This is a genomic window from Winogradskyella schleiferi, from assembly GCF_013394655.1.
GTDB lineage: Bacteria > Bacteroidota > Bacteroidia > Flavobacteriales > Flavobacteriaceae > Winogradskyella > Winogradskyella schleiferi.
Genome location: NZ_CP053351.1, coordinates 1,395,502 through 1,410,893 on the forward strand (window position 1 = coordinate 1,395,502; position 15,392 = coordinate 1,410,893).

Consider the following 15,392-nt stretch of genomic DNA (forward strand, 5'->3'; position numbering starts at 1 on the left):
AACACTTAACCGACTGATTTTCAATTATTATAAAAATGTCGTATATTTGCACGCGAATTTTGTAAGATCGTTTGGGGAAACGTTTTACAGTAAAAATTTAGCTGTTATGACTATAAATAGCGTTAAGAATTTTATCATACCATTCACAATTTGTTTGCTTGCTGCATTAGCTTTGTATCCAAATCCGTCTCTTGATCCTGAGACGTATTCTACAGAAGGATTAGAACTCAATTACAACATTTCTGAAGAATTAGCTATGGTTAGTCAAGACCATACTTTTAAGCAGAGTTTATTTACGCCACATTTAGGAAAATCTTTTGAAGGTTTTAAAGAAGCTTTGGCTTTTAAGGAGTCTAGAGGTGATTATTTTACAGTTAATACTTTAGGTTATTTAGGTAAATACCAGTTTGGTGCTGAGACCTTAAAATTAATTGGGATTTATACGCCGAATCAGTTTTTATATAATCCAGAATTGCAAGAAAAAGCGTTTGTTGCCAATGCGAAGCGAAATAAATGGGTCCTTAGAAAAGATATTAAGCGCTTTGAAGGCAAACAGATTGGTGGCGTAAAAGTAACTGAGTCTGGTATTTTAGCAGCTGCACACTTGGCAGGTCCAGGAAATGTAAAAAAGTTTTTACGCAGTTATGGCGGCAATAATCTTTCTGATGCCTATGGGTCTTCAGTTAAGTTTTATATGAAAAAGTTTTCGGGATATGATACCTCTATGATTACTCCTGATAAGAAAGCAAGGGTTACTTTATAAATTCCAAAATTCAAATTAACTATTCCGTAAATGTTGGTTGTTATGCTTTTATAACATCTATCAGTCTTTCTGAATAATAAAAATAGCAGGTCGCTTGTGCAGGTCTTCTTTATTATGTTTCCAGTCGCTTGCAGTTTTGGTTTTAATGAATTCAGTTGGCAAAGTCAAATCGCAAGCCACACAAATTCTAGTGTTTGGATGAAGTGTGTTTACTAAATCTTCAAGCATCTTCATGTTTCTGTATGGTGTTTCAATAAAAATTTGAGCTTGATTGTGTTCAGAAGATAAACGTTCCAAACTTTTTAATTTCGATTTTCTTTCACTTTTATCAATCGGCAGATACCCATTAAATGTAAAACTTTGACCATTCATCCCAGAACCCATTAAGGCGAGTAGAATGGAAGAAGGGCCAACCATCGGCACCACTTGAATATCCATTTGATGGGCTAAACTCACAATGTCCGCACCAGGATCCGCAATGGCAGGACAGCCAGCTTCTGAGAGCAAACCAATTGAGATACCTTCTAAACATGCATTTAAATAGGTGTTGCGCTCGGCTTCTGTAGTATATTTATTTAGTACCTGAAGCTTTAAAGATGGTTGCGATTTACCAGATGATATTCGTTTTATAAAACGACGTGCTGTTTTTTCATTTTCAACGATGTAATAATCGAGATCCTCTACGATTTTCTTTATTGAAATCGGTAAAACTTCAAGAGGTGGACTATCACCTAATCGTGTTGGTATGAGATATAATTTTCCTTTTGGGCTGCTCATTAATTTATAACCAGTTTATGGGTACTTTGTGATCCGTTTTCAGTATTTATTTTTAAAACATAAATACCATTAGAGAGTTGAGAGGTATTTACTCTTTGAATGATTTCGCCAGTGCGTTGAATCATTTTTATAGTCTTACCTTGTATGTCGCAGATTGTTATTTTGGTTGAACTGTTAGTGCTATTACTTGAACCAAAATTAATATTCAAGATCTCTTTTGTCGGATTTGGATAAATCGATATGGAGGATAATAAATCATCTTCAATACTTAAAGTGGTATCCGTAAGTTGATAAATATTGCCTGAAGACAAATCTGCTACATAAATTTCCCCATTGATGTCTTCACCAAATGCAGTCCATTGACCGGAAAATGACTCTAAGTTTCTATTCCAAACCATATTGACGTCGTCATAGACTAAATAGCCAATTTCTTGACTACAAAGATCAGCAAAGAAGTACCAACCATTAAAATTGGGATATGTAGTTCCTCTATAGCGATAACCTCCAGTAATTGAACATTTTGGTTCCCCATCACCAAAATGGGCATAACCACTAATCGGATATTTATAGGCACTTGGGTCAGTGCAGTCATCTAAGTTGTACGGACCATTGCCCTCATAACATCTCCAGCCGTAATTGAGTCCAGTAGCCGCTTCGGTTACAGAAACCATGTTAATTTCTTCATAAGCATTTTGACCAACATCTGCAATCCACATGTCGTTAGTGAGCCGATCGAAAGAGAATTTCCATGGATTTCTTAAACCGTAGGCAAAAATCTCTGGACTTACATCGGGATCGCCAACAAAAGGATTACTTGATGGAATACTGTAATCTTCCGTGGCTGTAGTCGCATCAATATCTATTCTCAGAATTTTACCTAATAAATTTAACGTATTTTGTCCATTGTCATCCGGATCTCCACCAGAACCACCATCGCCCGAAGAAATATATAGAAAGCCATCAGAACCAAAGGCTAAGTCACCACCATTGTGATTACTATACGGTTGATTATAGGATAGGATAGGCAATTCTGAATTAGGGTCTGCAATTAAAGGGTTAGTAGCATCTCTTGTAAATCTTGAAATTTCAGTATCTCCAGAGTTATTAATGTAGTTTACAAAAAAGTAACCGTTAGTATCATAATTGGGATGAAAAGCCAAACCTAAAAGGCCTCTCTCATTTCCGGTATTTATAACAAGATTGTCAATGTCCAAGAATGGCGTACTTTCAACCGTGCCATCCGCATTTATTATCTTTATTAAACCATCTTGTTCTACTACATATAGCTTATTATCACCTGCATGCTTAATGCTTACTGGTCGATTGAAACCAGTGGCATAGAGCTCTAGATCTAAATCTTGTGCGTAACAAAATGGAATGTATAGTAATAAAGTTAGGACTAACGGAATTGAAGTTTTCATTGCAAATCAATAAAGGATTAGGTACTAATTTACAAAAAAAGACCTTTACACAGCGAGATATCTCTTGCTTTAGTTTTTGAGGCCGTTTAATTTTTTTGCTAATATGGAGCAAGTCTCATCTACAAGCTTGTAAACGTATTCAAAATCACTTTGGTCGCCATAATAAGGATCTGGCATATTTTTATTCTGGATAGAAGCATTGGCTTCAAGGAATAATTTTACTTTTCCGATATCATTATTATTTCTAGCTAAACTGATAATATCGGTATAATTAGATTGATCCATAGCATAGATATAATCGAAAGTATCAAAATCTGATACTTTAAATTGTCTTGCAGATTGTGTGCTGATATCCAAGCCGTACTTTTTAGCAACTGAAATAGAGCGTTTATCAGGAGTGTTTCCTATATGGTAAGCTCCTGTGCCTGCAGAATCGACATAAAAATGCGCTTCGGGAAGTTTAGATTGCATAATACCGTGAGCTAAAGGCGAACGGCAAATATTCCCTAAACATACCATTAAGATACGTGTCATAATAAACGGTAATTATAGTGCTAACTTTTTGGATAGGTCTTCAACATATTTTCTAAATTGCTTATCTGTTGAAGATAAATTGTCAACGGTTTTACAAGCGTGTAATACGGTCGCATGATCGCGTTGTCCAATTTGAGAACCAATACTGGCCAAAGAAGCTTTGGTGTATTTTTTAGCAAAAAACATGGCTAATTGTCTTGCCTGTACAATATGACGTTTTCGAGTTTTAGATTGAAGGGTATTCACATCCATTTGAAAATAATCTGAAACCACTTTCTGAATGTAGTCTATAGATACTTCACGTTTGGTGTTCTTAACAAACTTCTCTACAATGTCTTTGGCTAGATTAATAGTGATTTCTTTTTTATTGAAAGACGATTGAGCAATTAATGAAATAATGGCACCTTCCAGTTCCCTTACATTGGTTTTGATATGCTTTGCCACATATTCTATAATGTCTTCAGGCATTTCCACACCATCTCGGTAAAGTTTATTCTTTAAGATTGAAACTCTGGTTTCAAAATCGGGCGTTTGCAGTTCGGCAGAAAGTCCCCATTTAAAACGTGATAACAAGCGTTGCTCTATATCTTGCATGTCAACAGGCGCTTTGTCACTCGTTAAAATAACCTGCTTTCCATTTTGGTGCAAATGGTTGAAAATATGGAAGAACACATCTTGTGTTCCTGTTTTACCCGATAAGAACTGTACATCATCAATAATAAGTACATCTATAATTTGATAGAAGTGTATAAAATCATTTCTATTGTTCTTTTTAACGGAATCAATATATTGTTGTGTGAATTTCTCTGCAGAAATATATAAGACAGTCTTTTCAGGATATTTATCTTTTATGTCAACACCAATTGCATGCGCCAAATGCGTTTTTCCTAAACCAACACCTCCAAAAATTAATAAGGGATTAAAAGACGTTCCTCCAGGTTTATTAGCGACAGCGATTCCTGCGTTTCTGGCTAGTCGGTTAGAGTCTCCCTCAAGGAAGTTCTCAAAACTGTAACTTGGGTTAAGTTGAGATTCAATCTTAACATTTCTGATTCCAGGAATAATAAAAGGATTTTTTAATTCAGGACTTTTATTGTTGAAGGGTACATCAACATCTTGCGATTTTACGGCAGAACGATTTGAACTGGGTATTTTCTCTGTAAAAGGTTGTTTGTTGCCATAAGTGTTTTCCATTTTAATAACGTACACCAATTTAGCATCTTCCCCTAACTCTTTAGTCAGTGAAACCTTCAAGATTTTAACATAATGCTCTTCTAACCACTCATAGAAAAATTTACTAGGCACTTGAATACTTAAAGCATTACCAGAGAGCTTCACTGCGTCTATAGGTTCAAACCAAGTTTTATAGGCTTGTGGTTGTATATTATCTTTTATAAAAGCGAGACAATTACTCCATACAGATTGCGCTGTGATCTCCATTCGTTAAGTTAAATTTTTTGTTGTTAGTTCGATTAGCAAAAAAAAAGAGAAAAGGGATTCTCTTGTAGTTTTCAACAGGACAAATATGTGAACAAAATTCTTAAAAAAAAAATCTTATTTCATAGAATCTTTAGATTTTTTTCCTCATGTTTAAAACATCTGAAAATTACAAAATTATATCTAAACAAACGTATATAAATGAAATTTAATGAAACAAAAATAAGAGTTCGCTATGGCGAGACAGACCAGATGGGAGTTGTGTATCACGCCAATTACGCGGTGTATTTCGAGGTAGGTAGAACTGAGTGGTTACGTGAGTTTGGACTGAGTTACAGTGGGATGGAAGCCAATGGTATAATGCTGCCTGTAATTTCACTCGCGATAAACTACAAAAATTCAGCACGTTATGACGATGTGCTTAAAGTAAAAACCACACTCAAAAAGATGCCAACTGCTTCTATAGAATTTGAGTACGAATTACATAATCAATCTGATGATTTATTGGCAACTGGAAGCACAATTTTAGCATTTATTGACGTAAAGAAGAATAGACCTACGCGATGTCCAAAATATCTTTTAGACCAACTGCAAAAATATTCGTTATAATTCTTTGATGTCAACACCGAAAAATTGTTCGAACAAATCAAATAGTTTAGAACTGTGGTTTTTTCTGACAGATATTTCTAACAGGCAATTTAATTCTAAGGTTTGATCTATGATTTCAACGTCGTTTTCTTTCAATAATCGCATTACTTTGCTCATGTTTTTATATTCAAATTTGAGCTGATAGTCTTTGTTGATTGTTCGTTCAACAATTTTTGAAGCTTCCATTGCCAATTGTGCTGCAGTTCGATAAGCATTTATTAGTCCTCCGACGCCTAATTTTACGCCGCCATAATAACGAATCACAACAATTAAGATGTTGGTCACTTCAAAAGATTGAATCTGTCCGTAAATTGGCATGCCTGCAGAATTATTCGGCTCGCCGTCATCATTTGCTCTGTATTGAATTGATTCGGTTCCTATTTGGTAGGCGTAACACCAATGTCTAGCAGCATAATGTTCTTTTTTTAAATCTTCTAGGTGTTGTTTAATTTGCTCTTCGTTGCTTACAGGAAATGCAAAACCAAAGAATTTGCTGTTTTTGTCCTTAAACAATTCGCCTTGCGCTGGTTTTGTAATTGTTTTGTAAATATCGTTTTCCATTATGATAATGTGACTAATAGAATTGAAATTAGCGCCAAGATAATTCCGATCCAGTTCATTTTAGAGATTTTTTCTTTAAACAGCACCAATCCAATTAATGTAGAAAGTGCCAAAATCCCAATATGATTAATGGTAAATAAGGTTGAGCTTTCTGTGTTTTCAACGCGTAGTGCCATCAGCAAAAAATGAATCGAACCATAGTTTACAATACCTAAAACGATTCCGAACGGAATTACATTGAGTTTATAGGGACTTTTAGATTCAATCCCTTTTCCTATTGAAAGAATTACACCAATTATTGCAGCCATAGCAAAAATAGTAGCTGAGAATAGGGGAATGTTATCGTTTGGCGCAAAATAATTTATAGACGTATCTATAATTCCTGAACCCAAAAACAGAATAATAGGTAAGTAGATAGATTGTGTAATTACAACATTTCCTTTTTGTTTTACGGAGGTTAGATAAACAGCAACTAAGGCAATGATAATCCCAGTGATTTTTTGAAAACCAACACTTTCATTAAACACTAAAATACCAAATACGATAGGGATAATGACGCTCATTTTACTGGCAACGGAAGCGACTGATAAGCCGTTTTTTTGAGCTGTCAAAGCCATCACATTAAATATGGCAATAAACAAAAAGCCGAGCATTATAGCTGCTACAAACCAATTTGATTGTATGATTTCTGATGGAACAATTGCTCCTTTATAAAGTAGGTAGCCACAAAAGCAAGCTGTAAAATAGTTAACAACAATAGCATGTAAGGTGTTGATGTTATTTTTTTTCAACAACTTAAATACTACAAAAATAGCTGTAGACGATAAAATACTGATAAGTAGATAAATCAAAAGAACTCGTTTTTTGTTTCAAATAGTGTGACTACATCTTCTGTGGTTTCATCGATATTCCAGGTGTGGAAACCCATGGCATCAGCAGTATCGGTATTGTCTTTGGTGTCATCAATAAAAAGGCATTCATTGGCGATAAGGTCATTTTCTTTTAACACGAATTCAAAAATATCCTTATTTGGTTTTCTTAGGTTAATTTCTTGTGACAAATAAAAGGCGTCAAAACAGTCTTGAAACTCATCAAAAAATGAAATATTCTGCTTTATGAAATCAATGTGCATATCATTGGTATTACTCAATAATATGAGTTTGTATTCTTTTTGTTGTGCTAAATTTTTAATGAATTCTAACCTGTGTTCTGGAAAATCTTTAAGGATATAATTCCAAGCCTCAATAATTTCAGTTTCATTCAGATCTGAAAATTTACTGCTATAAAACTGAATAAATTTTGAAGTTGAAATCTTTCCAACCTCATAGAGTTCATTGGTTTTTATCATATCCGCTTCGAAAGTTTCAAGTTGAAACAATTCCAAAGCGTTTTTCATCGCACCTTGTTTGTCCAAGTTGATAAATACATCGCCAAAATCGAAAATTAGTGTTTTTATCATATTCATTTCCCAAGAAATTGGGAATCTCATTTTTTAGTTAGTTATATAAGCTTTAGAAACCTGCTGGGCTTTTTAAACCAGCTCGGTCATGGTCTGAGAATCTTTAGTTTATCATCTAAAATCCTTATTTCAGAAATCAATCGCCCATTTAATTTTGGTGCTTTTACACCTTCATCAAATTCAGCATGACCTTTAAAAATCCTTGCTTCATCCCAAAGATGTTCATCAATAAAAGTTTGAAGCGTTTTTGCGCCACCTTCAATAATTACAGAGTTAATATTCCTCTTGTATAAAGTGGTAACAATTTGTTTTGCAATTGAATTCTTCAAATTCCAATCGATAAATTCCAAATTACAATTATTCCATCTTCCGACTTCGGGCATCTGTCTTCCTTCAATATTCTTCATGCTTCGTGCTTCCAACTTCGAGCTTAAAACAATCGTTTCGGCTTCATCGCTAAACACAGAGTAATCTTTGTCCAGCTTCAAATCCTTATCTAAAACTACTCTAGTCGGGTTATTGCCAGTCCAATCCCGAACCGTTAAACTCGGATTGTCCTCAATAACTGTATTAGTGCCCACTAAAATCGCTTGTTCTTCTGCGCGCCACTTATGGACTAGCTGACGCGAATATTTGTTGGTAATCCAAACCGGCTTTTTTTCGTCCTTATGAATAGGTGCCATAAATCCATTGGCAGTTTCAGCCCATTTCAATATAATATAAGGACGCTTTTTATTGTGATAGGTAAAAAAACGTTTGTGGTGATTTTTACATGCTTCTTTCAAAACACCTACAATTACATGGCATCCTGAAGCTTTGAGCTTAGCAATACCTTTTCCGGAAACTTCAGGATTATCATCCACACAGCCAATAACTACATTCGGAATTTTATGTGCTAAAATTAAATCGCTACAAGGTGGTGTTTTTCCAAAATGACTACAGGGTTCCAATGTGACGTAAAGTGTGCTTTTTGCTAAAAGCGTTTTGTCCTTCACTGAATTTATGGCATTCACTTCGGCATGATAGCCACCATATGCACTGGTAAATCCTTCGCCAATAATTGAATCCTGATAAATAATCACAGCACCAACCATAGGATTTGGTCTTGTGCTGCCCAATCCGTTATTGGCAATTTGCAAACAGCGTTTTATGTAGGTTTCGTGTATTGTCAATTAGAGTTTTAGTTTTACATCCTGGATTTCATCAACCGTATATGTTGAGGAATAACCCATAATTCTATATTTTATTTCGCCTTTATAGTGCACTTTTAGACTTTGGGAAAGTAAACTGCCTAATAAACTTCCAAGGTTTTTATCAGAGATAATGCTATCGGTTGGTACGTTTACAGTGAGTGGAATTGTGAAATTTTCTCTTTTTGGTACATCAAATTCATCAGACATCACAGAAGCGACTTCCAGCTCATTAATGTAAACTTTTAAGTCATCAGTTTTTAAGGTACCACCAACATCATTTTTATTAAGGAAAAAAGCATCCGCTTTGAGCGTTATATTTTTAGAGTTAGAGTCAACGACTTGAATATTATCGAGTTTAACAAATTCGGGTTTTTCGGTTACCGAACAGTTGAAAAGTACTGTAAAAGTTAGGAAAAACATTAAGAATCTTATAACCATTAATTTGTTTTTATATGTATTTTTGGAATTGAAGGAAGATGTCATTTTTTAGTTGTGGTCGCTGAGCGTAGTCGAAGCGACCAAAAAATTTTAAAATTAAATCGGTGCGTAAAGATACTATTGTTATTCGAGAAATTGAAGCCAAGGACAACCCTAAAATTGCCAAGGCCATTCGTTCCGTTTTAGTAGAAATGGGAGCGCCAAAAGTTGGAACGGCTTATGAAGATGTCGCTTTAGATCGCATGACGGAAACTTATGGCGAAACTAATATGGTTTATTTTGTAGTGGAAAAAAATGATGACATTATTGGAGGTGCAGGAATTGCGCCTTTAGATAATTACGATGGTAATGTTTGCGAATTACAGAAAATGTATTTTATGCCAGAAGCTAGGGGAAAAGGTTTGGGAACTGAAATGATGGAAAAATGTCTTGATTTTGCAAAGCAAGCTGGTTTTGGTCAATGTTATTTAGAAACCTTGCCTTATATGAACGATGCGCGTAAATTATATAGTAAAGTAGGTTTTAAAAGTATAGAGAAGCCCATGGGAAATACAGGTCATTATTCTTGTACGGTTTGGATGTTAAAAGATTTATAGTTGTGAAATTATTAGACCTTCAAAATATATATCATAAAGAATTAGATGCTATTTATGGCAAGGACGAAGTAAATAGTTTTTTCTATTTGTGTACGGAACATTATCTAAATGTACCCAGAATTCAAATGACCTTAGAACCAGAATTTACAATCACAAAACCTGAAACCGATACGTTTTTTACGGTTTTGGAAGAATTAAAACAGCAAAAACCGATACAATATATATTAAGGGAAACGGAATTCTACGGATTGCCTTTTAAAGTGAATGAGCACGTGCTGATTCCAAGACCTGAAACGGAAGAATTGGTCGATTTAATTATTAAATGTCATTCAGAGCGAAGCGAAAAATCTCAAATTAAGATCTTGGATATTGGAACTGGCTCTGGTTGTATTGCCATTTCTTTGGCTAAAAATTTGCCAAATGCTGATGTATATGCTTTAGATATAAGCAAAGAGGCTTTAAGTGTGGCAAAAGAAAATGCAAAACTAAATAATGTAAATATCAGATTCATCGAAGCGAACATATTAAATGAAATTTGTCATTCCGCACTTGATGCGCAATCCACTTATGATATTATTGTATCCAATCCGCCTTATGTTAGAGAACTTGAAAAACAAGAGATAAAACCTAACGTTTTAGATAACGAACCGCATTTGGCTTTGTTTGTAGAAGATAATAATCCATTAGTGTTTTATAAAGCGATTACCAACTTTGCTTTAAAAAATCTAAAAGAAAATGGCCGGTTATATTTTGAAATTAATCAATATCTTGGAGAGGAAACTAGAGAATTATTAATTGATGCTGATTTTCGAGATGTTGATTTAATTAAGGATTTGAATGGAAATTATAGAATTTTGAAAGGTAAACGCTTCTAAAGCAATTAAGAGATTTTTTTTTTGATAAAGAATCGAATATGAAAAGCAATATTTATTTATACTGAATATGACGATAGAACAAAGAATAGAAATCCTAAGAGAAGAACTACGCCAGCACAACTACAATTACTATATTTTAGATGAGCCGACGATTAGCGATTACGATTTCGATATTAAATTAAAAGAACTTCAAACCTTAGAAGAGCAGCATCCTGAGTTTTTCGATGCCAATTCGCCAACACAACGCGTAGGTGGTGCCATTACCAAGAATTTTAAAACAACGGTTCACGATTTTAGAATGTATTCCTTGGACAATTCCTATTCCAAAGAAGATTTGTTGGATTGGGAAACTAGAATTAAAAAAATGGTCGATGGTGAGGTCAATTATACTTGCGAGCTGAAATACGATGGCGCTTCCATGAATATTACTTACGAGAATGGAAAATTATTAAGAGCAGTCACGCGAGGCGATGGTGTGCAAGGTGATGAAGTTACAGCAAATATAAAAACCATAAATACCGTTCCATTACAGTTAAAAGGCGAATATCCCGAACGGTTTGATATAAGAGGAGAGGTTATTCTGCCCATTGAAGGCTTTTTAAAAATGAACGAAGATCGTATTGCCAATGATGAGGAACCTTACCGAAATCCGAGAAATACAGCATCGGGAAGTTTAAAATTGCAAGATAGCGCTGAGGTGGCCAGAAGACCGTTGGAGTTTTTAATGTATAGTATAAAAGGGAATAACTTAACTATTGAATCCCAATATGAAGGACTTGAAAAAGCAAGAGCCTGGGGATTTAAGGTGCCCCCTGAAGCTAAATTGGTAAAATCGATTGATGCGGTTTTAGAATACATAAATTATTGGGATGAGCATAGACACAATCTACCTTACGAAATTGATGGCGTAGTGGTTAAGGTCAATAATCTATACCAACAAGATGAATTGGGTTTTACCTCAAAAGCACCTCGTTGGGCAATGGCCTATAAGTTTAAGGCCGAACAAGTTTCCACACGATTAAACGAAATAACCTATCAGGTTGGGAGAACAGGAGCGATAACACCAGTAGCCAATTTAGAACCTGTGCAATTGGCTGGTACTATTGTAAAACGAGCCTCACTTCATAATGCAGACCAAATTGAAAAGTTGGATATTAGGGAAGGCGATGAGGTATTTGTTGAAAAAGGAGGAGAAATAATTCCGAAGATCATTGCGGTAGATTTAGCTAAACGTCCCGAACATTCTCAACCCACACAATATATTACCCATTGTCCAGAATGTGAAACACAGCTCGTTAGGCTAGAGGGTGAAGCGAAACATTATTGTCCTAATTATAATGGCTGCCCACCACAGGTAGTTGGTAGGATTCAACATTACATATCCAGAAAGGCGATGGATATTGATGGTTTGGGTGGCGAAACCGTAGCTTTATTAGTTAAGGAAGGTTTGATTACTAATTATTCAGATTTATATGAATTGACCGTTGAACAAGTCATTCCGTTAGAGCGAATGGCAGAAAAAAGTGCCGAGAACTTAATTAATGGTATTGAAGCGTCAAAACAAATTCCGTTTGAGCGTGTGTTATTTGCATTGGGAATTCGGTATGTTGGCGAAACGGTTGCCAAAAAACTGGCAAAACACTACAAATCCATTGATGCTTTAATGTTTGCGTCAACGTTGGATTTGGTTACCGTTGATGAAATAGGAGAGCGGATAGCAGAAAGTGTAGTGGAATTTTTTAGTTCAGAAGAAAACAAGCAAATAATAGCGCGCTTAAAATCATTTGGTGTTCAGCTGGAAATTTCAGCAGAAAAATTAGCCAACCAAACCGATAAGTTAAAAGGACAAACCTTCGTCGTTTCAGGTGTGTTTGAAACCATATCTCGTAACGAACTTAAAAAACTGATAGAAGATAATGGCGGAAAAGTATCCTCGTCTATCTCATCTAAAACATCTTATGTCGTTGCTGGTGATAATATGGGACCAAGTAAGCGAACCAAGGCAGAAAATTTGAATATTCCAATACTGACTGAAATGGGGTTTTTGGCAAAATTGAAATAAATTCCTACATAAAAATAGAACTTTATTCGACGAAATACACAATTTTAACGTTAAAGTGTAGAAAAAATGATTATATTTGCTACCGTTAATAAGGGATTAATTAATGTTAGTAAATAAAATTTTAAAAGTAGTATTATTGCTACTCGGAGTTGTTTACATTTTACTTCAAGGTTTTGCTTTAGAAGTTGAAGGCGCAGCTTTAAGTGCATTGATGTTGGTTATGCTTACTTGGCTTTACATTGGCTGGACTAAGCATAAATCCAAGTTATTCCTTTTGTTTTTAATTACCTTCTCTTTGGCTCAAATTTTAAGTTATATAGCATGGTTTGTGCCAGAAATTGAGGAAGGCCAAATTGATTATTTATACTATGCAGCGAATATACTATATATAATTTCTTATGCTGTACTTATTTTTAAGATGTTAAAACAATTAAACTTAAAAACGGTATTCTCTGAACTCACCATACCTATTATAGTACTGATTGTATTGGATGTGTTTTGTGTTTCGTTAATTTCAAATACGACAGAAGGTAAGTTCTCTTATTATCAATACGGTTTGGAATATACGTATAACGCTGTTATAATGACCTTGTTGTCATTGGCATTAATTAACTATATGTACCGAAATAACAACAAGTCAATGCTGTTTTTAATTGGGGCTATCTTTATGGTATTTTCAGAAATCATTCAACTCGCCTATTTCTATATTTTGCCTGATGATAGTTTAGGTTTTGTTTATTCAATATTATTAGTAGTGGCATTTGTCTTTTTCTACATGCAATCACAGCATAAGGTTACCGATCCTGTTGAGGCTTATTCAGATGAGCCATTGGAGGTTTAAAATAGACTAATATAGCAAGCAAACTTATTTTTGCAATCAAAAAAACGGTCTAAACAATAATAGAAACACCATCAGCTTTCACCTTTTTTCCAGGTTCAAAATAGAAATCAACTTTCCCAAGATATAAACCATATGCACCAACTTGATTGACCAATACATTTTTGCCAATACTATTTTTTTCTATGGTTGGTTTTGGTAAAAAGGTATGTGTGTGGCCACCAATGATTAAGTCGATATCTTTTGTGGCACGTGCTAAATTAATGTCACTTACTCTATCTGGCATATTCTTGTAGTAATAACCTATATGACTCAAGCATATAACCAAATCACAAGCTTGCTCTTCTTTTAAAAGTCGGGACATATCTTGTGCTTTTGCAATTGGGTCCTGGTAAACGGTTTCCTTATACAGGTTTTTATCTACCAGGCCTTCAAGTTTAACGCCTAAACCAAAAATCCCGATTTTAATACCATCCTTAATGATAATTTTATAAGGCTTCACATGCGTATCCATTAACGTATTTGAGAAATCGTAATTGGCAGAAACAAATTCGAAATCAGCATGCGGCATTTGGGCATATAGTCCGTCAATACCATTATCAAAATCGTGATTACCAATAGTGGCTAAATCATATTTTAGCATACTCATTAGTTTAAACTCTAATTCACCGCCATAATAATTAAAATAAGGAGTGCCTTGAAAAATATCTCCAGCATCCAATAACAAGGTATTCGGATTCTCTTGTCTAATCGATTCTACCAAAGTAGCTCGTCGTGCGACACCACCTTTGTTGGCATTTCTGCTATCATCTGGTCCAAATGGATCAATATGGCTGTGCACGTCATTGGTATGTAGAATGGTTATTTTCTTTGTTTTAGAAGGGCTAAAAGATTGTAAGCTCAGTCCACCAACACTGGCTAAAACGGTTGCTGCAGTTGATTTTTGTATAAATTGTCTTCTTTTCATTTAGAATTTAATTTTCATTTTCACCAAATGGGAAATTTTTTCTGTTAGTCTTTTAGTTGAATAAAACGGTTATCACGTTTAGGGTTTAAGGTGTCTTTCTTCCTGAAATTATCAATTAAAACATCTCTTATTTTATAATTCAATACATCTAAACCTTCATTGGGATGAAAGAAGTCCATGCCATCACCACCATTGTAGAGATAATCATTTGTGGCCACATAATAGGTTTTCGATTCGTCAATTGGTTCTCCATGGACAGTTGCAGATTTAACATTGTCATTTTTATCCAATATCAATTGAAATTGGTGCGAAACAGGATGCGCACGTTTTGCTTTTGATAGATATTCTATCATCTTATTGACTTGAGTTCCTTTTAAACTTACCACAACTGTAGAGTTTTCAAACGGCATAACTTGGTAAGCCGTTCTAATAGTAACGTTTCCTTTTGATATCGTGGAACGAATACCGCCATGATTAAACAGTACAAAATCAATAGTGTTTCCTGTGCGCTTATTGAAAATTGGATTTCCTTCTTCAAAAATGGCATCTGCCATAAAATTTCCGATGGTTGTGTTGTAGTCGCCATCAGATTTAGAATAGCTTTCTGGAGCATACGAAATGATGCTATCCATATTTTTATTGATGTGCTCTCTATAAGGTTTAATAAAATTTTCAACCGTTTGATCGGGATTTATGTTTTCGTCTATATCAATTCTTTTAGCTTCGATTTTCGATATTTCTGTCGATGCACAAGAAAAGATGAGCAGTAAAAAACAGAGTTTCAATACATGTTTAATAGTCATTGAATAACTTATAAGGAGTT

At 34.7% G+C, this 15,392-nt stretch carries 17 protein-coding genes; 6 read left to right on the top strand and 11 right to left on the bottom strand.

What is annotated here, in order from left to right; genetic code table 11:
- The first annotated feature begins 106 nt into the window (after nucleotides 1-106).
- Entirely contained in the window at nucleotides 107-763 is a 657-nt protein-coding gene (locus tag HM990_RS06050) for a peptidoglycan-binding protein LysM (RefSeq protein ID WP_178988070.1), read from the top strand.
- Between the two features lie 60 nt (nucleotides 764-823).
- Here the strand turns inward: HM990_RS06050 and HM990_RS06055 are convergent, their stop codons facing one another.
- The 4 genes from HM990_RS06055 to dnaA form a co-directional block, all read right to left on the bottom strand.
- Entirely contained in the window at nucleotides 824-1,540 is a 717-nt protein-coding gene (locus tag HM990_RS06055; protein WP_178988071.1) for an SAM-dependent methyltransferase, read from the bottom strand.
- Nucleotides 1,540-2,961 (bottom strand): PQQ-dependent sugar dehydrogenase, encoded by a 1,422-nt coding sequence (locus tag HM990_RS06060; protein WP_178988072.1) that lies wholly within the window; start codon nucleotides 2,959-2,961, stop codon nucleotides 1,540-1,542. The genes HM990_RS06055 and HM990_RS06060 overlap by 1 nt, the downstream gene beginning before the upstream one ends.
- Nucleotides 2,962-3,030: 69 nt before the next feature.
- A complete protein-coding gene (locus tag HM990_RS06065) occupies nucleotides 3,031-3,495 on the bottom strand; it encodes a low molecular weight protein-tyrosine-phosphatase (protein WP_178988073.1) in 465 nt (154 codons plus the stop codon).
- A gap of 12 nt (nucleotides 3,496-3,507) precedes the next feature.
- A complete protein-coding gene (gene dnaA, locus HM990_RS06070) occupies nucleotides 3,508-4,935 on the bottom strand; it encodes a chromosomal replication initiator protein DnaA (RefSeq protein ID WP_178988074.1) in 1,428 nt (475 codons plus the stop codon).
- Nucleotides 4,936-5,133: 198 nt separating this feature from the next.
- On the opposite strand from dnaA, the gene HM990_RS06075 reads away from it, so the two are divergent.
- On the top strand, nucleotides 5,134-5,541 hold the full coding sequence (locus tag HM990_RS06075) for an acyl-CoA thioesterase (protein WP_178988075.1): 408 nt from the start codon (nucleotides 5,134-5,136) through the stop codon (nucleotides 5,539-5,541).
- Here the strand turns inward: HM990_RS06075 and HM990_RS06080 are convergent.
- Genes HM990_RS06080 through HM990_RS06100 form a run of 5 tightly spaced genes read right to left on the bottom strand, consistent with a single transcriptional unit; the run spans nucleotide 5,536 to nucleotide 9,231 of the window.
- On the bottom strand, nucleotides 5,536-6,141 hold the full coding sequence (locus HM990_RS06080; RefSeq protein WP_178988076.1) for an IMPACT family protein: 606 nt from the start codon (nucleotides 6,139-6,141) through the stop codon (nucleotides 5,536-5,538). The genes HM990_RS06075 and HM990_RS06080 overlap by 6 nt on opposite strands.
- Nucleotides 6,141-6,992 (bottom strand): EamA family transporter, encoded by an 852-nt coding sequence (locus HM990_RS06085; protein ID WP_178988077.1) that lies wholly within the window; start codon nucleotides 6,990-6,992, stop codon nucleotides 6,141-6,143. Before HM990_RS06085 ends, HM990_RS06080 begins: the two co-directional genes overlap by 1 nt.
- Nucleotides 6,989-7,630: an HAD family hydrolase gene (locus HM990_RS06090; RefSeq protein WP_229719392.1), complete on the bottom strand. Its 642-nt coding sequence runs from the start codon at nucleotides 7,628-7,630 to the stop codon at nucleotides 6,989-6,991. The genes HM990_RS06085 and HM990_RS06090 overlap by 4 nt, the downstream gene beginning before the upstream one ends.
- A gap of 56 nt (nucleotides 7,631-7,686) precedes the next feature.
- On the bottom strand, nucleotides 7,687-8,772 hold the full coding sequence (ribD, locus tag HM990_RS06095; RefSeq protein WP_178988078.1) for a bifunctional diaminohydroxyphosphoribosylaminopyrimidine deaminase/5-amino-6-(5-phosphoribosylamino)uracil reductase RibD: 1,086 nt from the start codon (nucleotides 8,770-8,772) through the stop codon (nucleotides 7,687-7,689).
- Nucleotides 8,773-9,231 carry an LEA type 2 family protein gene (locus HM990_RS06100; RefSeq protein ID WP_229719393.1) on the bottom strand — a complete coding sequence of 153 codons (459 nt, stop codon included), beginning with the start codon at nucleotides 9,229-9,231 and terminating at the stop codon, nucleotides 8,773-8,775. It abuts the gene before it with no gap.
- A gap of 104 nt (nucleotides 9,232-9,335) precedes the next feature.
- Between HM990_RS06100 and HM990_RS06105 the strand changes: the two genes are divergently transcribed.
- The 4 genes from HM990_RS06105 to HM990_RS06120 all read left to right on the top strand — a co-directional run bounded on the left by HM990_RS06105 (nucleotide 9,336) and on the right by HM990_RS06120 (nucleotide 13,605).
- Nucleotides 9,336-9,827, top strand: a complete 492-nt coding sequence (locus HM990_RS06105) for a GNAT family N-acetyltransferase (RefSeq protein ID WP_178988079.1) — start codon at nucleotides 9,336-9,338, stop codon at nucleotides 9,825-9,827.
- Between the two features lie 2 nt (nucleotides 9,828-9,829).
- Entirely contained in the window at nucleotides 9,830-10,702 is an 873-nt protein-coding gene (prmC, locus tag HM990_RS06110; protein WP_178988080.1) for a peptide chain release factor N(5)-glutamine methyltransferase, read from the top strand.
- 67 nt (nucleotides 10,703-10,769) lie between these two features.
- Nucleotides 10,770-12,764 carry an NAD-dependent DNA ligase LigA gene (gene ligA / locus HM990_RS06115; RefSeq protein WP_178988081.1) on the top strand — a complete coding sequence of 665 codons (1,995 nt, stop codon included), beginning with the start codon at nucleotides 10,770-10,772 and terminating at the stop codon, nucleotides 12,762-12,764.
- A gap of 103 nt (nucleotides 12,765-12,867) precedes the next feature.
- Entirely contained in the window at nucleotides 12,868-13,605 is a 738-nt protein-coding gene (locus tag HM990_RS06120) for a hypothetical protein (RefSeq protein ID WP_178988082.1), read from the top strand.
- A gap of 49 nt (nucleotides 13,606-13,654) precedes the next feature.
- On the opposite strand, the gene HM990_RS06125 is transcribed toward HM990_RS06120, so the two are convergent.
- Both HM990_RS06125 and HM990_RS06130 read right to left on the bottom strand, forming a co-directional pair.
- Entirely contained in the window at nucleotides 13,655-14,569 is a 915-nt protein-coding gene (locus HM990_RS06125) for a metallophosphatase (RefSeq protein ID WP_178988083.1), read from the bottom strand.
- Between the two features lie 44 nt (nucleotides 14,570-14,613).
- On the bottom strand, nucleotides 14,614-15,372 hold the full coding sequence (locus tag HM990_RS06130) for a 5'-nucleotidase C-terminal domain-containing protein (RefSeq protein ID WP_178988084.1): 759 nt from the start codon (nucleotides 15,370-15,372) through the stop codon (nucleotides 14,614-14,616).
- Between the last annotated feature and the right edge of the window lie 20 nt (nucleotides 15,373-15,392).